The sequence below is a fragment of the Pseudomonas sp. 10(2024) genome (assembly GCF_045164175.1).
In the GTDB taxonomy this organism is placed as follows: Bacteria; Pseudomonadota; Gammaproteobacteria; order Pseudomonadales; family Pseudomonadaceae; genus Aquipseudomonas; species Aquipseudomonas alloputida.
Genome location: NZ_CP174006.1, coordinates 538,710 through 559,550, shown reverse-complemented (window position 1 = coordinate 559,550; position 20,841 = coordinate 538,710). Strand labels below are relative to the sequence as shown.

Here is a 20,841-nt window from a genome sequence, read left to right as displayed (position 1 = left end):
CCGCTACGGATGCTTTCCATGCGTGCAGTAAAGAATCTTCTCGTTCTCTATACCGGCGGCACCATCGGCATGCTCGAAACCCCCGAAGGCCTGGCACCGGCCGGTGGTTTTGACGCGCGGATGCGTGAACACTTTGCCCAGATGGCCAATGCACCTCAGGTGCAATGGACACTGCACGAGCTGAACCCGCTGCTCGACAGCGCCAATATGCAACAGCACAACTGGCTGGCGATGCGCGATGCCATCGTCGCGGCGGTGGATGTCGCGGGCCACGATGGCGTGTTGGTGCTGCACGGTACCGATAGCATGGCCTACAGCGCTGCTGCGTTGTCATTCCTGTTGCTGGGCCTGCCAGCACCGGTAGTGCTGACCGGCTCGATGCTGCCGGCAGGTGCCCCGGACAGCGATGCCTGGGACAACCTGTGCGGCGCATTGCGCCAGTTCGAACACGGCCTGGAAGATGGCGTGCAGCTGTACTTCCACGGTCAGCTGCTGCATGGCTGTCGGGCGTCGAAGCTACGCAGCGAAGCGTTCGATGCCTTTGCTGCGCTGCCACGCCACCGTGACGCTGAGCGGGCCGATACGATCCCTGCCGAACTGGGCTACAAGCAGCCGCGCAAGCCGGTCAACCTGGCAGTTGTGCCAGTATTCCCGGGGCTTCAGGCCGGGCATTTGCAGGCCTTGATAGACAGTGGTGTGCAGGGTTTGCTGCTGGAGTGCTACGGCAGCGGGACCGGGCCATCGGATGACCAGGCGCTGCTGAATGTGCTGAGCGCAGCGCGCCAGCGCGGCGTGATGCTGGCGGCTATCAGCCAGTGCCCGGAAGGCTCGGTGGTGTTCGACACCTATGCAGCGGGCAACCGCTTGCGCGGGGCCGGCCTGGTCAGTGGCGGTGGCATGACCCGTGAAGCAGCGCTGGGCAAGATGGTGGCGCTACTGGGCGCAGGGTTGGATGCTGACGCAGCGGACCGCTGGTTTGTCCTGGACCTGTGTGGCGAACGGGCTTGATCAGCGCCTTTGAGGGCCTCTTCGCGGGTAAACCCGCGCCTACGACGATTGCGTTTCCTGTGTAGGAGCGGGTTCACCCGCGAAGAGGCCCTAAAAGGTTGAAAAAATGGCGGAAGGCAGCGGGAGTCGAACCTGCCCGGGAACGGCTGCCGTCCCCAACCGGGTTTGAAGCCCGGCCGCGCCACCGGGCGCGATTGCCTTCCTTGAACTCAGTGCCTGGCGTGTTGTTGAGCCAGGGCGCTGTCGGCGCGGATGTGACGCTGGTCGGCCACCCTCCGGGTCAGGCCGATGCGGTCGAAGTATTCCAGAATCTGCACACTGCGCTTGCGACCGATGCCCAACATATCGCGAAACGCGGCAACCTGCACTATCGTCGTTTCGCTGGCCTGCCCCAGCATCAACGCTGCCATGCGCTGTAGCGTCGCCTCGGGGTAGAACAGGTCGCGCACCACCTGATGCACCAGGCCCAGCCGGGCCAACTTGCGCAGTAACAGGCGCACATCGGCTTCGGCACGGTTCTCATCACTCGCCAGCGTCCTGACCCAGGGTGGGTCAAATTGCCCTGCGATCAACTTCGGCTGCAGACGTGCCCACAATGCACTGTCGGCTTCGCTCAACTGTACCTTGTGATCGGGCAGATGCAGCCATGGCCCGCTGCTGGCGATGGCGCTGTCGTCGAGCAGTTCATCCAGCAAACTGACGAATGCCGGCCGTTCCAGAGGCAAGGCTACAAAGCGCCGCAAGCGATCACGGTCAGGGCCAAGCTGGTCGGGCTCTTGCTCGTGAAAGCGCGCCAGCTGCTCCAGGACCTGCTGCTTGAGCGCCTGCCATTGAGCGTTGGCGAACAGCAGTTGGCCCTGCCGGGTGGCCACCACCCGCACATCGTCCGGTAACTGCCAGGTTTCCCGCAGGCGGTTGAACTGCCGCTCGAGCCGCTGCGGGCTAATGCCGCCCGGTGCACTGGGGAGCAGTGCTGGCAGTGCCTGCTCCAGATCCGCTGCGTCGCGCAGCACCTGCAACTGCTGCAGACGGGCATCGCTACGGCGTTGGCGGCTTGGTGCGAACGGGTCGAGCACCTTGCCGCCGCCCAGCGTGCGCTGGGCGCGCTGATCGCGCAGCACCAGGCGGTCGCCGTGCACGGCCTGCAACGGCGCGTTGAGCAGCAACTGGGCAAACATGCGTTGGCCGGCAGCCAGGCTTTCGCCTTCGAGCAAGGAGACCCGGGCCGTTACATCCTGGGTGCCGAGGTGCACATGCACGGCGCTGAAATGTTCGAAAGTACGCTTCTCGTCCGGTAACAGGTACAGCTCGATATCCACCCGAACACTGGGCGCATGCAACCATTCGGGCACCAGCCAGTCGCCCCGGTGCACCTGCTCCACGGCCAGGCGCTCGGCAGCGATGTTCAGCGCCACCCGTTGGCCTGCTTCTGCCACCAACGCGGCCTGGTTCTGCGCATGCAGACCACGCACGCGCACCACCTTGCCGGCCTTGCCCAGCAACAACGTATCACCCGCACTGACCCGTCCGGCCAGTGCCGTGCCGGTGACCACCACACCGGCGCCGGTAACCGCAAAGGCACGGTCGACGGCCAGGCGAAAACCACCGTGCACACTGCGTTGCCGTGTACCTGCTTCGGCCTCCAGCAGTGCCTGGCGCAACGCTTCCACGCCCTCCCCGCTGATGCTCGACAGCGGAAACTGCCGCGCACCGGCATACGGCCCAGGCGCCAGCAGTTCACTGACTTGCATCTGCACCTCGGCCAGACGCGACGGCTCTACCCGGTCGCATTTGCTGATCGCCACCAAGGCCTGGGGAATGCCCAGCAGCTCGATGATCGCCAGGTGCTCACGGGTCTGCGGCATGACCCCGTCGTCGGCCGCCACTACCAACAGCACCAGGTCGATGCCATGGGCGCCGGCCAGCATGTTGTGAATAAAGCGCTCGTGGCCCGGCACATCGATGAAGCCGGTCAGCGGCGCGCCTTCGCTCAGCGCCGCATAGCGGTAACCAAGGTCGATGGTCATACCGCGGGCGCGCTCTTCTTGCCGCTGGTCGCCAGCCTGGCCGGTCAGCGCCAGCAGCAGTGCGGTCTTGCCGTGGTCGATGTGGCCAGCGGTACCAACGATCACTGCACCGGCCCCAGCTGCAGGGCTGGCAACTGGGCCAGCCACTGGGCTTCGTCATCCAGCTGGCGCAGGTCCAGCCACAGGGCATCGTCGTCAATGCGGCCCAGCACCGGCACCGGCAGGTCGCGCAGGGCGCGCTCCAGCACATGCAGGCTGCGCCCGCGCAACTTCTTGGACACTTGCGGGCGCAGGCACAGCGCGGCACTGGGCAAGCGCGCAACCGGCTGGCTACCACTGCCGATCATGCCCAACGCAGGCTCTACACGGATGGCCCATTGCTCGCCGAGGCGCGCTTGGAGCTCAGGCGCCAGGCGCTCAGCCTGGGCCTGAATCTCGGCCTGGCTGCGGGTCAGCAGGCGCAGGCTGGGCAGGCGCTCGGCCAGGCGATCGGGATTGCGGTACAGCGCCAGCACCGCTTCGAGTGCAGCAAGGGTGATCTTGTCGACGCGCAAGGCACGCTTGAGCGGATTTTTCTTGATCCTGGTGATCACGTCCTTGCGGCCGACGATGATCCCGGCTTGCGGACCACCCAGCAGCTTGTCGCCACTGAAGGTGACGATATCGGCACCATCGGCCAGAGCCTGGCGTACCGTGGGTTCGGCGGGCAGGCCCCAGCGGGTAAGGTCGAGCAGGCTGCCGCTGCCCAGGTCTTCAAGCAGTGGCAGTTGATGTTGGTGGGCGATACGTGCCAGCTCGGCAGTAGGCACCTGGGTGGTGAAGCCCTGGATGCTGTAATTGCTGCAATGCACCCGCATCAGCAGGCCAGTGCGCGGGCCGATGGCGGCCTCGTAGTCGCGGGCGTGAGTACGGTTGGTAGTGCCAACCTCGTGCAGCTTCACGCCAGCGCGGGCCATGATGTCGGGAATACGGAACGCACCACCGATCTCGATCAGCTCGCCGCGAGAGATGATGCCTTCCTTGCGCGCGCCCAGGCTGTTGAGCGCTAGCAGCACGGCGGCGGCATTGTTGTTGACCACGGTGACGGCTTCGGCACCGGTCAGCTCGCGGATCAGGCCTTCGATCAGGTCATCACGGTCGCCACGTTTGCCGGTGGCCAGGTCGAATTCCAGGTTGAGCGGGTAACGAGCGGCGGTCTGCATGGCCTCGATGGCTTCATCCGGCAGCAAGGCGCGGCCCAGGTTGGTGTGCAGCACGGTGCCGGTGAGATTGAACACGCGGCGAACCTGGCTGCGTTGCTGGAGGGCGAGGCGTTCGCCGCTGCGGCCAAGGAGGATTTCCGGGGCCAGTTCGGCGCTGCCGAGTTCGCCATTACGGGCGGGTTCGCGCAGGTCGTCGAGCAGCTGGCGCAGGGTATTCAGCACGGCGTCGCGGCCGTGGCGATCGATCAGTGGGAGGCAAGCCGGGTGGCGAAGGAGAGTGTCGATGGACGGCAGGCGTGGGGTGTCGCTGGCTAGGCTGTTGGACATGCGGTACTACCTTGGACTGATCCGTTGTCTGTGCTGGCCCATTCGCGGGTGAACCCGCTCCTACAAGTACAGCGTGATCCGGAAGGTTGGCGCAATTACCTGTAGGTACGAAGGCAAGTCGGTGTTTCAGTGTAGACCCTCAGCCACTACCCGGGGCGAGCATCAGGTTGGGCGCCAGGCGATGGAACCCCTCCCCGTCCAGGCGTATGTCCAGGGCCAGGCTGGCCAGGTCATCGGCCAGCGGCTCGGCCGCCGCATCGTTCTCCAGGTAGTTCTGCTTCAGGTAGCTGTCGCACTCGGGGCAGCATTCAGCGCGCAGCGGCGCTTTGCCTGGCGCATGGCGATCATCCTCAAGGCTGGTGTAACGCAAGTCCTTGCTCGACTCGCAGTACACGCACTTGACCCGCACCACATGCCACTCACAGGCACACAACGAACAGGCCAGGTAACGCAAGCCGTTGTGCTTTCCACGGTTGCGCACCACCCCGGCCATCGCCGGCGAACCACAAGCCGGGCATTGGGCCAGGCTGCCGGCAGGCTCGAGCTGGTGTGCGGGCAGCGCCAGCAACCAGCTGGACCACGCCGCCTGCAACGCGGCCCCGAGGAACGGCACCAGTGCTGCAGGCACACCATCGTACTGGCCTGCCAGCAAAGCAATGCCCCAGCCCTTGCGCTGATTGTCATCACTGCCTCGTAGCACCTGCAGCGCCTCACCCAGCGGGCCACTGCGTTCGCCGCTGAGGTGCTCTAGCAGTGCCTGCAACCAGACCAGCCACGGCCCTTCACGCACCAGGCTGTCAGCCGCCAGCGGCGGCAAACCATGATCCATGCACAGGCGCTGACGCTCCTCGGCCACGGGCAAGCCGCTGGGCGGGTTATCCACAAGCTGCTGCTGGATGCGGCATAAACGCGCAATCAACCTCAGGTAGTCGCCAAGCGCGTTGCCTACAGCCAGTTGCTCCAGGCGGGCGGCGCGCAGTTCAAACAGGTTGGCGGCGGGCAGGTGCAGAAATGGCGGCGTGACTGCCGACGCTTCGATCTGCCCGGGTTCGAGTAGGGTGCTCAAGCGCTTATCCTTCTTTTCGTCCGTGATCACCCGGCGTCTTGTCGCCGGTCACTTCGCGGTACCACAACTCATGATGCTTGCGTGCCCAGGCGCGGCTGACCCAGCCATGCAGCATGGCGCCGATCGAGCCCTTGATCCAGATGCCGGCGTAGATGTGCACGATGATGCTGAGAATCAGCACGAAGGCCGCCAGCGCATGCAGCAGCGCAGACAAGCGAATGGCATCGATGCCAAACCAATGGCTGAAGTATGCGCGCCAGATCACCACGCCACTGACCAGCAATACCAGCATGCACACCAGCAGGGTCCAGAACAGCAGCTTCTGCCCGGCATTGTACTTGCCGATCGGCGGTACGCCCTCCTCCTCGTTGCGCATTACCCGGTCCACCCGGCGCAGCCACAGGCGGTCATTGGCGGTGATGAAGTTGGCCCGCCAGAAGCGCAATACCAGGCCGAGGAAAAACACGAACATCGCTACCCCGATGAAGGGATGCAGAATGCGCGTCCACGGCCCGCCGCCGAACAGGTTGCTGAGCCAGAATAGCGCCGGATGGAACAGCGCAAGCCCCGACAGCCCAGCCAGGATGAACAGGATCGCCACCACCCAGTGGTTGCTACGCTCGTTGGCGTTGTAGCGCAGGATGGGTTTGTTGTCGTTCATGGCCGCTGCTCCCCTTGCCCACCGGGCTGCTTCGGATCATAGACATGGACCGACGGGTCCACTTGATGCACGCTTTCGTCCGGCGGTGTCGGGTGTTCCTCCTCCTCGACACGCTGTGGGCCGATCCGCACATAGTGGAAGAACCCCGCCAGCACCGCCGCGCCCATGGCCAACAGCGCCAGCGGCTTGGTGAAGCCCTTCCACAACCCCACCAACGGGCTGATCACTGGCTGGTCCGGCAGGCCGGCATACAGCTTCGGCGTGTCGGCATGGTGCAGCACGTACATCACGTGGGTACCACCGACGCCGTCCGGGTCGTACAGCCCGGCCTTGTCGTAGCCCCGCGACTTCAGATCGACGATGCGCTCGGCCGCATGCACTTTCATTTCGTCCTTGCTGCCGAACACGATTGCCCCGGTCGGGCAGGTTTTCACACACGCCGGCTCCAGCCCCACGCTCACGCGATCGGAACACAGGGTGCACTTGTACGCCTTGTGGTCTTTCTGCGAGATGCGCGGGATGTTGAACGGGCAGCCGGTGATGCAGTAGCCGCAGCCGATGCAGTGGTCCTGGTTGAAATCGACGATACCGTTGGCGTGCTTGATGATCGCACCCGGGCTCGGGCAGGCCTTCAGGCAACCTGGGTCGGCACAGTGCATGCAGCCGTCCTTGCGGATCAGCCACTCCAGGTTGCCGTCGTCGCGCTCGTGCTCGGTAAAGCGCATCAGTGTCCAGGTCTCGGCAGTGAGGTCCTGGGGGTTGTCGTAGGTGCCGTGGTTGTGGCCAACCTCGTCACGCAGTTCATTCCACTCCGAGCACGCCACCTGGCAGGCCTTGCAGCCGATGCACTTGGTAGTGTCGATCAGCTTGGCGACCTCCTCCTGCTGACGCACCGAGGGCGGCACGGTAGTGGTGGCCGAGCGGGCGATGATGTCTTGGCTGGCCATCAGAGTTTCTCCACTTTCACGAGGAACGACTTGGACTCTGGCGTCTGCGTGTTGCCGTCACCGAGGAACGGCACCAAGGTATTGGTCAGGTAGCCATGCCGGGTAGCGCCGGTGAAGCCCCAGTGCAACGGAATGCCGATCTGGTGCACGGTCTGATTGTTGACCTGCAGCGGGCGAATCCGCTTGGTCACCACCGCCACCGCATCGATATGCCCACGCTTGCTCGACACCCGTACCCGGTCGCCGGCCTTGATGCCTTTCTCGTTGGCCAGCACCTCGCCTATCTCGACGAACTGCTCGGGCTGGGCAATGGCGTTGAGCCGGCAATGCTTGCTCCAGAAGTGGAAGTGCTCGGTCAGCCGGTAGGTGGTCGCCGCATAAGGGAACTCGTCGTGCGTGCCAAGGGTGTCCCACACAGAATCGAAGATGCGCCCGGCCGGGTTGCTGGTGGCCTTCTTGTTCTGCGGGTGCAGCGGGTTGATGCCGATCGGTGTTTCGAAGGGCTCATAGTGCTCGGGGAACGGGCCTTCGGCCATCTTGTCGATGGCGAAGAAACGCGCCACGCCTTCGGGGTTCATGATGAAGGGGTTCATCCCCGCCTCGGGCGGCGAGTCGACCTTGAAGTCCGGCACGTCGGTGCCGGTCCAGGCCTTGCCGTTCCACCATACCAGGCGCTTTTTCTCCGGGTCCCACGGCTTGCCTTGCGGGTCGCTGGAGGCACGGTTGTAAAGGATGCGGCGGTTGGCCGGCCAGGCCCAGGCCCAGTTCTGCACCTGGTGCATGCCATACGGGTCGCTGTTGTCGCGGCGAGCCATCTGGTTGCCTTGTTCGGTCCAGCTACCGGCAAAGATCCAGCAGCCAGACGCGGTGCTGCCATCGTCCTTGAGCTGGCCGAAGCCCGCCAGTTGCTGGCCCGCCTTGATCACCGCGCCAGTCGGGTCGGTGACATCGGCCACCGCCCAGCCGTTCATCTCCTTGGCCAGCTCCTCCGGGGAGGGCTCTTCAGGGATCTTGTACGGCCAGCTGATATTCATTATCGCGTCAGGATAGGTCCCCCCTTCGGCCTGGTAACGTTGGCGCAGGCGCAGGAACAGCTCGCTCATGATCTGCACGTCGGTACGTGTCTCGCCCGGGCCGTCTGCGCCCTTCCAGTGCCATTGCAGCCAGCGGCTGCTGTTGACCAGCGAGCCGTCTTCCTCGGCGAAGCAGGTAGTGGGCAAGCGGATCACTTCGGTCTGGATAGAGGCCGTGTCGACATCGTTGAACGGCCCGGCGTTGCGCCAGAATTCCGAGGTCTCGGTGGCCAATGGGTCCATGATCACCAGCCACTTGAGCTTGCCCAGTGCCGCAGTGACGCGGTTTTTGTCCGGCAGCGCGGCGATCGGGTTGAAGCCCTGGCACATATAACCATTGACTTTGCCCTGGCCCATCATCTCGAACATGCGCAGCACGTCGTAGGCCGGTACATCGAGTTTGGGCAGCCAGTCATAACCCCAGTTGTTTTCCGCCGTGGCGTTGGCGCCATACCAGGCCTTCATCAGGCTGACGTGGAACTTGCCGTAGTTCTGCCAGTACGACAACTGCCCAGGCCGCAGCGGCTTGGAAGCGCGCTTGTCGATGTAGGCGGCGTAGTCCTGCTCGGCGTCACCGGCCAGGGTCAGGTAGCCCGGCAGCGAGTTGGACAGCAGGCCGAGGTCGGTCAGGCCCTGGATGTTGGAGTGCCCGCGCAGGGCGTTGACCCCGCCTCCGGGCATGCCGACGTTGCCGAGCAGCAACTGGACCATGGCCGCACTGCGGATAATCTGCGCACCGATCGAATGCTGCGTCCAACCTAGCGCATAAAGGATCGTCATGGTCTTGCCCGGAACCGAGCAGGAGGCGATCTCTTCCCAGACCTTCATCATGGCGTCCTGTGGCATGCCACAGGTCATGCTCGCCAGTTCCGGGGTATAGCGGCTGTAATGCTGCTTCATCAGCTGGAACACGCAGCGAGGGTGTTGCAGTGTCGGGTCGACCTTGGCGTAGCCGTCCTCCCCCAGCTCGTAACCCCAGCCGGACTTGTCGACATACACACGCTTGGCCTCGTCGTAGCCGCTGAACAGCCCATCCTCGAAGCCATAGTTCTCTTTGACGATGAACGACACGTCAGTGTAGTTGCGCACGTACTCGTGCTGGATCTTGTCGTTGCTGAGCAGGTAGTTGATCAGCCCGCCCATGAAGGCGATATCGGTGCCGGTACGGATCGGTGCGTAGTAATCCGCCACCGAAGCGGTACGGGTAAACCGTGGGTCGACCACAATCAGTCGCGCCTTGTTGTGCGCTTTGGCCTCGGTCACCCACTTGAAGCCGCACGGATGCGCTTCTGCTGCGTTGCCACCCATCACCAGGACCAGATTCGCGTTGGCGATATCGGACCAGTGGTTGGTCATGGCGCCACGGCCGTACGTCGGGGCAAGACTTGCCACCGTCGGGCCATGTCAGACACGTGCCTGGTTATCGAACCCCAGCATGCCTGTTGCGCGGATGACCTTGTGGGTCAGGTAGCCAGCCTCGCTGGAAGCGGCGGAGGCGGCAAGAAAACCGGTGGTGAGCCAGCGGTTGACCGTTTGGCCTTGGGCGTTCTTCTCGATGAAGTTGGCATCGCGGTCCTGCTTCATCAGGTCGGCGACGCGGTCCAGCGCCTCGTCCCAGCTGACCCGCACCCACTCTTTGCTGCCCGGCTTGCGAACCTCGGGGTACTGCAGGCGGCTCGGGCTGTGGATAAAGTCCAGCAAGCCAGCGCCCTTCGGGCAAAGTGTGCCACGGTTGACCGGGTGGTCGGCGTCCCCTTCGATATGGATGATGTTCTGTTTGACGTTCTTACCCGCATCACCCTGGCTGTACAGGATCAGGCCGCAGCCGACCGAACAGTAGGGGCAGGTGTTACGGGTTTCTTTGGTATGCGCCAGCTTGAAGTGACGCACCTGCTCGGCGAATGCCGGCGTCGGGGCCATGCCCAACGCCGCAAGGCTCGAGCCTCCAAGGCCGACGGCGGCGACCTTGAAGAACTGCCGACGGTTCAGGTCCATCGTGCACTCCTGATCAGGTGGTGGACGCGCGGAACATTGCCGGCGCCTCTTGGTAGTCACGGTGGCGGCCAATTGATGGCCGCCAAAGGATAAGACTAGTCAAGAATCCAGAAGGTGCGATGACCTGGGTCAGTAGTGCGGCCCCGATCAGGCACGTGGCAGGTTGCGCACCACATTCAGCGCCGCACTGCTCTGCGCCACAGGCATGATCTCGATGGTATTGATATTCACGTGCGCCGGCTGCTCGGCAACCCAGGCTACCGTCGCTGCGATGTCCTCCGGCAGAAGGGCCTCTACATCCCGATACAAGGCCTGCACGGCGTCCATGTCGCCATTGAGGCGCACCACCGAGAAGTCCGTGCCTGAGCACAGCCCCGGCTCGATGTTGCTCACCCGCACCCGGGTGCCAGCCAGGTCGGCACGCAGGTTGAGGCTGAACTGGCGGACGAACGCCTTGCTGGCGCCATACACGTTACCGCCCGGGTAGGGGTAAGTGCCGGCGATCGAGCCGATGTTGATGATCATGCCGCTATCGGCTTCCACCATCTGCGGCAGGATCTTGTGGGTGACCATGGCCAGGCCGGTGATGTTGGTGTCGATCATCTGCTGCCAGTTTGCGGCACTGCTGGTTTGGGCACGGTCCACGCCCAGCGCCAGTCCCGCGTTGTTGACCAGCAGATCGATCTGCAGCGACGCCTCACGCATCTGCTCGACCGCCTTCTCGAGCGACACTGAATCAGTGACATCCAGCGCCAGCGGAATGAAATTTACGCCCAGTTCGGCCTCCAGTGCTTTCAGTTTGTCCATGCGCCTGGCTCCACCGATCACACGGTAGCCTTTGCCGATCAGGGTGCAGCAGATGGCGCGGCCAAAGCCTGAGGAAGCACCGGTTACAAATGCGGTTTTCATTCGTTGTCTCCTATCAATGGGTCAGGTCAGGTACTTCACGCCCAGGCTGGTGAACAGGCAGAGCATCGAGAACACCAACGCCTTGCGCACCACATCGTTGCCTTTACGCAAGGCCAGGGAACTGCCCAGGTGGTTACCGAGGATGTTGCAGGCCACAAGTGGCAATGCCAGCAGGTAGACGACCTTGCCTGCGCTGACGAACGCCACCAAAGCACCGATGTTGGAAGCGAAGTTGAAGGTTTTGGAGTTGGCCGAACTGGAGACCAGGTCCATGCGCAGCAGGTAATGAAAAGCGATGATGAACATGCTGCCGGTACCGGGGCCGAAGAAGCCGTCATAGAAGCCAATGGCCAGGCAAGTCAACGGCACTACGGTGTACAGCATTCGCGAAGACAGTTTGCGCTCCTCGACCGGACGATCCTTGGGGGTAAGGAAAATGAGAATGCCGAGGGGGATCAGTGCCAGGATGATCTTGCCCACCGTTTCCTGCGAGATCGATACAATCAGGTGAGCCCCCAGGTAGGCGCCTAATAGCGAAAACGGCACCCCGACCAACGCTACCTGCCAGACCATCTTGCTGTTGGCCAGGAAGTTGCGGATAGCCGCCAGCGTGCCAAGGGTACTGACCAGTTTTTCCTGGCCCAGTGCCACTTGGGGCGGCAGGCCAACCAGCAGAAAACCCGGCACCAGAAACAAACCACCACCACCGGCAATGCTGTCGACGAAGCCCGCAACGAAGGCGATCGCGCCAAGTATGAGGACTGCCAGCAACCAGTGCTCCGCCCAGTAAGAACCCAACATTTCCATAGCAAAGTCCATCCAGTGGAGCGTTATGCCAGACGCAGCCTGAGAGCGGCTGGCCTGATCGGTGCGATGATTGTAATTTCAAAAATTGAATCGATTCAATCTAAAATAAATTCAACTCAATTTAACCAATTACCATCATTACCTGCATCCGAGCTTTCATGCTAGGCTTTCGCGCTCTTGCAAAGCCTGGTGCCATCTCCATGTGGGTCCCCCAATACAGCCATCAAACACAGCCGGTTTACCTGATGATCGCTGATGCCCTTGAACAGGACATCGAAAGTGGTCGGCTTGTAGAAGGCGATCGCTTACCCACGCTCAAGGACCTCGCCGAGGCGCTGAATGTAACCCCCGGCACTGTTGGCAGGGCCTACGACGAAGCAGCCAAGCGTGGTTTGGTGGCTGGCGAGGTAGGCCGAGGTACATTTGTCAGGCAGCTGCGGCAGCCATTACCCGCCCCGTCGGTGCCCACACCCGTTGCCGGCGAGAGTAGCCAGATCGACCTCTCGATCATCAAGCCCAACGACGCTCACATGAGCGAGTGGCTAGGCACGGCTATCAGCGAACTGGCCGCCTCATCGGACTTGGGGCAGGTACTCGACTATGTGACAGAGGGTGGTCACACCTCCCACAAACAAGCCGGTGCGACCTGGATACAGCGCTGGCTGCCTGATGCTCGCTGGCAGCAGGTAGTACTGACCGCTGGCGCCCAACATGGGCTGCTGGTGGCCATCAGCAGCCTGTCGAAGAGTGACGATGTGGTGCTGTGCGAGTCGCTCTGCTACCCGGGCATCATATCCCTGGCCCACAGCCTGGGCCGGCGCCTGCGCGGCGTCGCCATGGACGAACACGGGCTCATCCCGGAGGCATTGCGCGCGGCCTGCCTGGAACACCGCCCTTCCCTGCTGGTGTGCGTCACCACGCACCAGAACCCGACCAACTCGATCATGCCCCCAGCAAGGCGCCAGGCTATCGCCGAGATCGCCCGTGAGTTCGACCTGTTCATCGTGGATGACGATATCTACGGTTTTCTCGAGCCCAGCCCGGACTACAAGCCGCTTGCAGCGTATGCGCCTGAACGCTCGATATACCTCACCAGCCTGTCCAAAAGCGTGCTGCCGGCGCTGCGCATCGGCTACCTGTACGCCCCGCCGCAAACCCTGTCGCGGTTATCATCGATGGTACGCAGCAGCGTGTGGATGCCATCGCCTCTGATGGCGCAATTGGCCAGTAACCTGATCAACAGCGGCAAGGCCGACCAGTTGGTGCGTATGCAGCAGCAGGAGGCGGCCGCGCGCCAGCACATGGCCCGGGAGATTCTTGGCCAATACAAGATCCGCAGTCAGCCCCACAGCTTCCATATCTGGCTGGAGCTGCCAGAACCGTGGACCAGCGACGAGTTTGCTAACCTGGCTCGTGACAACGGCGTAACGGTGGTCAGCGGCAGCCAGTTCCTGCCTGAACGCAGCCACGCCACCAGCGGTGTGCGCATCGCCCTGATGGCACCCAGCCGCCAAGAACTGGGCTTTGCCCTGACCAAGCTGGCAAGCCTGCTGGATTCGCCGGAGCCCCGGCTGTTCTACTGAAAGCGATGCCAGATACGCAGTGCTGCCCATAAAAAAACCCAGGACAACTGCCCTGGGTTTCTGGTCTTGCTGAACGCACTACCGCTCTGATCAGAACGGAATATCGTCATCGAAGCTGTCGAAGTCAGCCGCCGGCTGCGGCGCAGGCTGTTGCGGCGCTGGGCGCTGAGGGGCCTGTTGCGGGCGCTGGGCCTGCTGGCGTGGCGGTGCCTGGTTGTACTGTTGCTGCTGGCCACCACCATAATTGCCGCCACCCTGGTTGTACGGGTCGCCGCCCTGCTGCTGGCCTTGCGGACGACCGCCGAGCAGCTGCATGGTGCCGTTGATATCGACGATGATCTCGGTGGTGTAGCGCTTGATGCCGTCTTTTTCCCACTCGCGGGTCTGCAGCTTGCCTTCGATGTAGCACTGCGAACCCTTGCGCAGGTATTCGCCAGCGATTTCGGCAACCTTGCCGAACAGCGACACACGGTGCCACTCGGTACGCTCGACCTTCTGGCCCGACTGCTTGTCAGTCCACTGCTCGCTGGTGGCCAGGCTCAGGTTGGTCACGGCGTTACCGTTGGGCAGGTAGCGGACTTCGGGATCCTGGCCACAGGTACCGACCAGAATGACTTTGTTAACCCCACGGGCCATAACGTTCTCCTAGGCTTCGCACGCCGAAGAGGCTGGATTCACCAGTCGCTCGAGGGTCGCACGGTCCAAAATTTTCGTATCCAGTTTGATATAGATGGCGGCTTCTTCTTCCACCACCACAGCGTCGGTCACACCCGGCACGGCCATCAGGCGCTCGGTCAGGCCGGCTTCCCGGACCGCCTCAGGCGTCAAGGGCATGCGCAGGCTGGTCACATATGGCGGCTCGTTCATGCGCAAGGCGACGATCAGCCAGATAGCACACAGCACCGCGCTACCGAGGAACACCGTGTTCAGCCCGCCGTGCTGGAACAGCCAGCCGCCAAGAATCCCGCCTAACGCTGCACCGAGGAACTGGCTGGTGGAATACACCCCCATTGCCGTCCCCTTGCCACCGGCAGGCGACACCTTGCTCACCAGAGAAGGCAGCGAAGCCTCCAGCAGGTTGAATGCGGTAAAGAATACCACGGTGCCAATCACCAGTCCGCGCAAACCGTCAGCCCACTCCCAGAAGTATATCTCCGTCAGCAGCAGGACACTGACCGCGCCGGCCAACACACGTTTCATCTTGCGCTTTTTTTCGCCGTAGATGATGAACGGGACCATTGCAAAAAATGAGATGAACAGCGCGGTCAGGTACACCCACCAATGCTGCTCCTTGGGCAGGCCGCCACGCTCGACGAACGCCAGCGGCAGCGCAACGAAGCTGGCCATGAGGACGGCGTGCAGGATGAAAATGCTGACGTCCAGGCGCAGAAGGTCCGGATGGCGCAGGGTCGGGCCGATGGCCTGGCGCGCCACACCCGACTCGCGGTGCTGCAAAATGCTGTGGGTGCTGGGCACGACAAACGCGATCAACAGCATGCCGACCAGGGCAAGCCCAGCCGTGACCAGGAACAAACCTGACAAACCAAAGGCACTTGTCAGCAATGGACCGACGACCATGGCGACAGCAAACGACAGGCCGATGCTCATGCCGATCATGGCCATGGCCTTGGTCCGGTGTTGTTCGCGGGTGAGGTCCGACAGCAGTGCCATGACCGCAGCAGAAATTGCCCCCGCGCCCTGCAGGATGCGCCCGGCAATCACGCCCCAGATAGAGTCGGCTTGGGCCGCCAGTACACTGCCCAGGGCGAAGATCACCAGCCCCAGATAAATCACCGGCCGACGACCGATGCGGTCGGAAATCATCCCGAACGGGATCTGCAATATCGCCTGGGTCAGGCCATAGGCACCAATGGCCAGGCCGATCAGGGCAGGCGTGGCGCCAGCCAGGTCCATGCCGTAGGTGGCCAGTACCGGCAAGACCATGAACATGCCCAGCATACGAAAGGCAAAGACCAAGGCAAGGCCGCCAGCGGCGCGGGTTTCGCCGCCACTCATGCGCTCGTTGTGGGTGTCGTGCATGGATTAACCTCGTGTGAACCGGCGGCGATTCTATCAGTCCGACAGCTTGACGGCATCTACGCGACGCTTTGCCGCGTCATACTGGCGCGCCGTATACTTCCTTGTTTATGCCCGCCAAGCGAGGCCGCAGTGGACAAGATCCTGATTCGTGGGGCACGTACCCACAACCTGAAGAACATCGACCTGACCCTGCCCCGGGACAAGTTGATCGTGATCACCGGCCTGTCCGGTTCCGGCAAGTCGTCCCTGGCGTTCGATACCTTGTACGCCGAAGGCCAGCGCCGCTATGTGGAATCGCTGTCGGCCTACGCCCGGCAGTTCCTGTCGATGATGGAAAAGCCCGACGTCGACACCATCGAAGGCCTGTCGCCGGCGATTTCGATCGAGCAGAAGTCGACCTCGCACAACCCGCGCTCCACGGTCGGCACCATCACCGAAATCTACGACTATCTGCGCCTGCTGTACGCCCGCGTCGGTACTCCACGCTGCCCGGACCACGATATCCCGCTGGAGGCGCAAACGATCAGCCAGATGGTCGACCTGGTGCTGGAGCGCCCGGAAGGCAGCAAGCTGATGCTGCTCGCGCCGGTGGTGCGCGAGCGCAAGGGCGAGCACCTGGCAGTGTTTGACGAGCTTCGCGCCCAGGGCTTCGTGCGGGCCAGGGTCAACGGCAAGCTCTACGAACTCGATGAGTTGCCCAAGCTGGACAAGCAGAAGAAGCACAGCATCGATGTGGTGGTGGACCGCTTCAAAGTCCGCGCCGACCTGCAACAGCGCCTGGCCGAATCGTTCGAGACCGCGTTGAAGCTGGCCGACGGTATTGCCCTGGTGGCACCGATGGACGACGAACAAGGCGAAGAGACGATCTTCTCCGCGCGCTTCGCCTGTCCGGTGTGCGGCCACGCGATCAGCGAGCTGGAACCGAAGCTGTTCTCCTTCAACAACCCGGCTGGCGCTTGCCCAACTTGCGACGGCCTGGGGGTCAAGCAGTTCTTCGACACCAAACGCCTGGTCAACACCGAACTGACCTTGGCCGAAGGCGCGATCCGCGGCTGGGACCGGCGTAACGTGTACTACTTCCAGATGCTCGGTTCGTTGGCTGCGCACTACGGCTTCAGCCTGGAGGAGCCTTTCGGCGAGCTGTCAGCCGAACACCAGAAAGTGATCCTGCAGGGCAGCGGCAAGCAGAGTGTCGATTTCAAGTACCTCAACGACCGAGGCGACATCGTCAAGCGATCGCACCCGTTCGAAGGCATTGTGCCGAACCTTGAGCGCCGCTACCGCGAAACCGAATCGGCCACCGTGCGTGAAGAACTGGCCAAATTCCTTGGCACGCAACCGTGCCCGGATTGCCGGGGTACGCGCCTGCGCCGCGAGGCGCGCCATGTGTGGGTGGGCGAGAAAACCCTGCCGGCGGTAACCAATTTGCCGATCGGTGAAGCCAGCAACTACTTTGGTCAACTGACCCTTACTGGGCGGCGTGGCGAAATCGCGGCAAAAATCCTCAAGGAAATCTGCGAACGACTTCAGTTCCTGGTCAATGTCGGCCTCGACTACCTGACCCTGGATCGTAGCGCCGACACCCTGTCCGGTGGCGAAGCGCAACGTATCCGCCTCGCCAGCCAGATCGGCGCTGGGCTGGTGGGGGTGATGTACATCCTCGATGAACCGTCCATCGGCCTTCATCAACGCGACAACGACCGCCTGTTGGCCACCCTCAACCATTTGCGCGACCTGGGCAACACGGTGATCGTGGTGGAACACGACGAGGACGCCATTCGGCTGGCCGACTACGTGGTCGATATCGGCCCGGGCGCCGGTGTTCACGGTGGGCAGATCGTCGCCGAGGGCTCGCCCCAGGAGGTCATGGACCATCCCGATTCGCTGACTGGCAAGTACCTGTCCGGGCGCAAGAAGATCGTCGTGCCGGCCAAGCGCACGCCGCGCAACAAGAAGCTGCAGCTCAAGCTCAAGGGCGCACGTGGCAACAACCTGCAGAACGTCGACCTGGAAGTACCGATCGGCCTGCTGACCTGCGTGACCGGTGTATCCGGCTCGGGTAAATCGACGCTGATCAACAATACCCTTTACCCCTTGGCCGCCACCGCCCTCAATGGCGCAAGCAGCCTGGAAGCCGCACCGCACAGCAGCATGGACGGCCTGCAGCACCTGGACAAGGTGGTGGATATCGACCAGAGCCCGATCGGCCGCACACCACGCTCCAACCCGGCCACCTACACCGGCATCTTCACGCCGATCCGCGAGCTGTTCTCCGGTGTCCCGGAGTCACGCTCGCGTGGTTATGGCCCGGGGCGTTTCTCGTTCAACGTCAAGGGTGGCCGTTGCGAGGCCTGCCAGGGCGATGGCCTGATCAAAGTGGAAATGCACTTCCTGCCGGACATCTACGTGCCGTGTGACGTGTGCAAGAGCAAGCGCTACAACCGCGAAACCCTGGAGATCAAGTACAAGGGCAAGAACATCCACGAGGTGCTGGAAATGACCATCGAGGATGCCCGCGAGTTCTTCGATGCGGTGCCGGCGCTGGCGCGCAAGCTGCAAACGTTGATGGATGTGGGCCTGTCGTACATCAAACTGGGGCAATCAGCGACCACGTTGTCCGGCGGTGAGGCGCAGCGGGTAAAGCTGTCGCGCGAACTGTCCAAGCGCGATACCGGCAAGACCTTGTACATCCTCGACGAACCTACCACCGGCCTGCACTTTGCCGATATCCAGCAACTGCTGGACGTGTTGCATCGCCTGCGCGACCACGGCAATACCGTGGTGGTGATCGAGCATAACCTGGATGTGATCAAGACCGCCGACTGGCTGGTTGACCTGGGGCCTGAGGGTGGCTCCAAGGGTGGGCAGATCATTGCCTGCGGTACGCCAGAAGAGCTGAGCGAGATGAAGCAGTCATATACCGGCCATTACCTGAAACCATTGCTGGAGCGGGATAGGGCCTGAGTATTGCCGGCGCAATGAAAAAGCCCCTGGTACCGATGGTGCCAGGGGCTTTTACTTGAGTCTGTGGATAACTTACATCTGCGACTGCAGGTAGTTTTCCAGCCCGATGGCCTTGATCAGGCCCTGCTGCTTCTCAAGCCAGTAGGTGTGATCTTCTTCGGTGTCAGCCAGCTGCGCACGCAGGATGTCACGACTGACGTAGTCCTTGTGCAATTCGCACAGCTCGATGCCTTTGCAAAGCGCACCGCGCACCTTGTATTCGAGCTTGAGGTCCGCCTCGATCATTTCCGGCACGGTGCTGCCGACCTCCAGGTCATCCGCTCGCATGTCAGGGGTGCCTTCGAGCATGAGGATACGACGCATCAGGGCATCGGCGTGTTGCGTCTCTTCCTCCATCTCGTGGTTGATGCGCTCGTAGAGCTTGGACAGGCCCCAGTCTTCGTACATGCGCGAATGAATGAAGTACTGGTCGCGTGCCGCCAGTTCGCCCTTCAGCAGCGTGACGAGATAGTTGATTACGTCCGGGTGGCCTTGCATCGCCCTGATTCTCCATGTGAAAACGTCTATGCCACATAGTGTGAACCAGCTTTTGTCTATGGTCACTGAAAAACGCGCAATCAGACGCAAAAAATCGGTTAAACAGCAGTGATATTCATTGAAAAACCGCCCAAATGAGGGCGGTTCTTCTTATCACTTCGACTTAGGCGAGATTGATGCCCAAAGCCTTTGCAACCCCTTCGCCATAAGCCGGATCCGCCTTGAAGAAGTACTGTAGCTGACGCTGGATGACATCTTCGCTGACGCCCGCCATGGTGCCGGCGATGTTGCTGATCAGCAGGGCCTTCTGCTCATCGTTCATCAAACGGAACAAAGCGCCGGCATGGCTGAAGTAGTCGGTGTCCTCGCGGTGATCGTAGCGATCAGCCGAACCATTCATGGCCAATGCTGGCTCAGCATGACGTGGCGACTGTTTCGGGGCATCGCTGTAGCTGTTTGGCTCGTAGTTCGGTGCACTACCGTAACTGCCGGTGGCCATCGAGCCGTCACGCTGGTAGCTGTTCACCGGGCAGCGTGGCGCGTTGACTGGCAATTGCTGGTGGTTGGTCCCCACGCGATAGCGGTGCGCGTCGGCGTAGGCGAATACACGGCCTTGCAGCATGCGATCCGGCGAAAGACCGACGCCGGGCACCATATTGCTCGGCCCGAACGCGGCCTGCTCGACCTCCGCAAAATAGTTGAGCGGGTTACGGTTGAGCTCCAGCACACCCACCTCGATGAGTGGATAATCCTTCTGCGACCAGGTCTTGGTCACGTCGAATGGGTTCTCGTCGCGGCTGGCAGCCTCGGCTTCGCTCATCACCTGAATGCAGACAGTCCAGCGCGGGTAGTCGCCACGCTCGATGGCCTCGAAGAGGTCGCGCTGAGCGTAATCCGGATCGGTCCCTGCCAGGCGTGCAGCGTCTGCCGGGGTGAGGTTCTTGATGCCTTGTTGGGTCTTGAAGTGCCACTTGACCCAAGTGCGCTCACCCTTTGCATTGATCAGGCTGTAGGTGTGGCTGCCAAAGCCATGCATGTGACGGTAGCCGTCCGGAATGCCACGATCGGAAAACAGGATGGTGACCTGATGCAGCGCTTCTGGGGAGTGCGACCAGAAGTCCCACATCATCTGAGCATTCTTCAGGTTGGACTGCGGGTGGCGCTTCTGGGTGTGGATAAAGTCCGGGAACTTCAGTGGGTCGCGAATGAAGAACACTGGCGTGTTGTTACCGACGATGTCCCAGTTGCCTTCTTCGGTGTAGAACTTCACCGCGAAGCCACGCGGGTCACGCTCGGTATCTGCAGAGCCGCGCTCGCCACCAACGGTGGAGAAGCGTAAGAAAGTCTCGGTTTGTTTACCGACCTCTTCGAACAGCTTGGCGCTGGTAAAGCCGGTGATATCGTGAGTAACGGTAAAGGTACCGTAGGCGCCCGAGCCTTTGGCATGGACGCGGCGCTCAGGAATGTTCTCACGGTTGAAATGGGCGAGCTTCTCGATCAGGTGGAAGTCGTCGAGCAGCAGCGGACCGCGCGGTCCGGCGGAGCGGGAGTTCTGGTTGTCGGCAACAGGTGCACCGCTAGCGGTGGTGAGAATCTTGCTCATGGGCTCTCCTTTTCGGTCTTAAGGGCCGGCTAATCGGCTGTAGAGAGAGTATTGACGAGCAAGATTACAGGGACAAATTCATTACGCGACTT

Annotated in this window: 15 protein-coding genes and 1 tRNA gene; 3 read left to right on the top strand and 13 right to left on the bottom strand. The window is 62.2% G+C overall.

Annotation, left to right across the window (positions count from 1 at the left end):
• Window positions 1–9: 9 nt before the first annotated feature.
• Window positions 10–1,008, top strand: a complete 999-nt coding sequence (locus ACI7M0_RS02465; protein ID WP_011953333.1) for an asparaginase — start codon at window positions 10–12, stop codon at window positions 1,006–1,008.
• Between the two features lie 107 nt (window positions 1,009–1,115).
• On the opposite strand, the gene ACI7M0_RS02460 is transcribed toward ACI7M0_RS02465, so the two are convergent.
• The 9 genes from ACI7M0_RS02460 to ACI7M0_RS02420 all read right to left on the bottom strand — a co-directional run bounded on the left by ACI7M0_RS02460 (window position 1,116) and on the right by ACI7M0_RS02420 (window position 12,022).
• Window positions 1,116–1,211 (bottom strand) — tRNA-Sec (locus ACI7M0_RS02460).
• Between the two features lie 6 nt (window positions 1,212–1,217).
• Window positions 1,218–3,140 carry a selenocysteine-specific translation elongation factor gene (gene selB, locus ACI7M0_RS02455; RefSeq protein ID WP_129932195.1) on the bottom strand — a complete coding sequence of 641 codons (1,923 nt, stop codon included), beginning with the start codon at window positions 3,138–3,140 and terminating at the stop codon, window positions 1,218–1,220.
• Complete coding sequence (gene selA / locus ACI7M0_RS02450; RefSeq protein WP_129932194.1) at window positions 3,137–4,564, bottom strand: L-seryl-tRNA(Sec) selenium transferase; 1,428 nt, start codon at window positions 4,562–4,564, stop codon at window positions 3,137–3,139. Before selA ends, selB begins: the two co-directional genes overlap by 4 nt.
• Before the next feature lie 139 nt (window positions 4,565–4,703).
• On the bottom strand, window positions 4,704–5,630 hold the full coding sequence (fdhE, locus tag ACI7M0_RS02445) for a formate dehydrogenase accessory protein FdhE (RefSeq protein ID WP_129932193.1): 927 nt from the start codon (window positions 5,628–5,630) through the stop codon (window positions 4,704–4,706).
• Between the two features lie 4 nt (window positions 5,631–5,634).
• Window positions 5,635–6,291, bottom strand: coding sequence for a formate dehydrogenase subunit gamma (locus tag ACI7M0_RS02440; RefSeq protein WP_011953329.1), 657 nt, complete (start codon window positions 6,289–6,291; stop codon window positions 5,635–5,637).
• Window positions 6,288–7,238, bottom strand: a complete 951-nt coding sequence (gene fdxH / locus ACI7M0_RS02435; protein WP_129932192.1) for a formate dehydrogenase subunit beta — start codon at window positions 7,236–7,238, stop codon at window positions 6,288–6,290. The genes ACI7M0_RS02440 and fdxH overlap by 4 nt, the downstream gene beginning before the upstream one ends.
• Window positions 7,238–10,306, bottom strand: coding sequence for a formate dehydrogenase-N subunit alpha (gene fdnG, locus ACI7M0_RS02430; RefSeq protein WP_165366974.1), 3,069 nt, complete (start codon window positions 10,304–10,306; stop codon window positions 7,238–7,240). The genes fdxH and fdnG overlap by 1 nt, the downstream gene beginning before the upstream one ends.
• 147 nt (window positions 10,307–10,453) lie before the next feature.
• Window positions 10,454–11,215, bottom strand: a complete 762-nt coding sequence (locus tag ACI7M0_RS02425; protein WP_020192248.1) for an SDR family NAD(P)-dependent oxidoreductase — start codon at window positions 11,213–11,215, stop codon at window positions 10,454–10,456.
• 21 nt (window positions 11,216–11,236) lie between these two features.
• Entirely contained in the window at window positions 11,237–12,022 is a 786-nt protein-coding gene (locus tag ACI7M0_RS02420) for a TSUP family transporter (protein ID WP_129932190.1), read from the bottom strand.
• 200 nt (window positions 12,023–12,222) lie between these two features.
• Between ACI7M0_RS02420 and ACI7M0_RS02415 the strand changes: the two genes are divergently transcribed.
• On the top strand, window positions 12,223–13,605 hold the full coding sequence (locus ACI7M0_RS02415) for a PLP-dependent aminotransferase family protein (RefSeq protein WP_129932189.1): 1,383 nt from the start codon (window positions 12,223–12,225) through the stop codon (window positions 13,603–13,605).
• Window positions 13,606–13,695: 90 nt separating this feature from the next.
• Here the strand turns inward: ACI7M0_RS02415 and ACI7M0_RS02410 are convergent, their stop codons facing one another.
• Together ACI7M0_RS02410 and ACI7M0_RS02405 are read right to left on the bottom strand one after the other, a co-directional pair.
• Entirely contained in the window at window positions 13,696–14,241 is a 546-nt protein-coding gene (locus ACI7M0_RS02410) for a single-stranded DNA-binding protein (protein WP_003255446.1), read from the bottom strand.
• 9 nt (window positions 14,242–14,250) lie between these two features.
• Complete coding sequence (locus ACI7M0_RS02405) at window positions 14,251–15,645, bottom strand: MFS transporter (RefSeq protein ID WP_064492899.1); 1,395 nt, start codon at window positions 15,643–15,645, stop codon at window positions 14,251–14,253.
• A 129-nt stretch (window positions 15,646–15,774) separates the two neighbouring features.
• On the opposite strand from ACI7M0_RS02405, the gene uvrA reads away from it, so the two are divergent.
• Entirely contained in the window at window positions 15,775–18,609 is a 2,835-nt protein-coding gene (uvrA, locus tag ACI7M0_RS02400; RefSeq protein ID WP_010951778.1) for an excinuclease ABC subunit UvrA, read from the top strand.
• A 72-nt stretch (window positions 18,610–18,681) separates the two neighbouring features.
• On the opposite strand, the gene bfr is transcribed toward uvrA, so the two are convergent.
• Together bfr and ACI7M0_RS02390 are read right to left on the bottom strand one after the other, a co-directional pair.
• On the bottom strand, window positions 18,682–19,146 hold the full coding sequence (gene bfr / locus ACI7M0_RS02395) for a bacterioferritin (protein WP_003255449.1): 465 nt from the start codon (window positions 19,144–19,146) through the stop codon (window positions 18,682–18,684).
• Window positions 19,147–19,309: 163 nt separating this feature from the next.
• The gene (locus tag ACI7M0_RS02390) at window positions 19,310–20,749 is read right to left on the bottom strand and encodes a catalase (protein ID WP_129932188.1); all 1,440 of its coding nucleotides are present in this window, start codon (window positions 20,747–20,749) and stop codon (window positions 19,310–19,312) included.
• Between the last annotated feature and the right edge of the window lie 92 nt (window positions 20,750–20,841).

What these genes read in the sequence shown, in the direction of transcription:
- ACI7M0_RS02465 (WP_011953333.1), top strand. Translation starts at nt 10, where the DNA reads ATGCTTTCCATGCGTGCAGTAAAGAATCTTCTCGTTCTCTATACCGGC.
- ACI7M0_RS02425 (WP_020192248.1), bottom strand. Translation starts at nt 11,215, where the DNA reads ATGAAAACCGCATTTGTAACCGGTGCTTCCTCAGGCTTTGGCCGCGCC.
- ACI7M0_RS02390 (WP_129932188.1), bottom strand. Translation starts at nt 20,749, where the DNA reads ATGAGCAAGATTCTCACCACCGCTAGCGGTGCACCTGTTGCCGACAAC.
- ACI7M0_RS02440 (WP_011953329.1), bottom strand. Translation starts at nt 6,291, where the DNA reads ATGAACGACAACAAACCCATCCTGCGCTACAACGCCAACGAGCGTAGC.
- ACI7M0_RS02405 (WP_064492899.1), bottom strand. Translation starts at nt 15,645, where the DNA reads ATGCACGACACCCACAACGAGCGCATGAGTGGCGGCGAAACCCGCGCC.
- bfr (WP_003255449.1), bottom strand. Translation starts at nt 19,146, where the DNA reads ATGCAAGGCCACCCGGACGTAATCAACTATCTCGTCACGCTGCTGAAG.
- fdxH (WP_129932192.1), bottom strand. Translation starts at nt 7,238, where the DNA reads ATGGCCAGCCAAGACATCATCGCCCGCTCGGCCACCACTACCGTGCCG.
- ACI7M0_RS02415 (WP_129932189.1), top strand. Translation starts at nt 12,223, where the DNA reads ATGTGGGTCCCCCAATACAGCCATCAAACACAGCCGGTTTACCTGATG.
- selA (WP_129932194.1), bottom strand. Translation starts at nt 4,564, where the DNA reads ATGTCCAACAGCCTAGCCAGCGACACCCCACGCCTGCCGTCCATCGAC.
- ACI7M0_RS02410 (WP_003255446.1), bottom strand. Translation starts at nt 14,241, where the DNA reads ATGGCCCGTGGGGTTAACAAAGTCATTCTGGTCGGTACCTGTGGCCAG.
- ACI7M0_RS02420 (WP_129932190.1), bottom strand. Translation starts at nt 12,022, where the DNA reads ATGGAAATGTTGGGTTCTTACTGGGCGGAGCACTGGTTGCTGGCAGTC.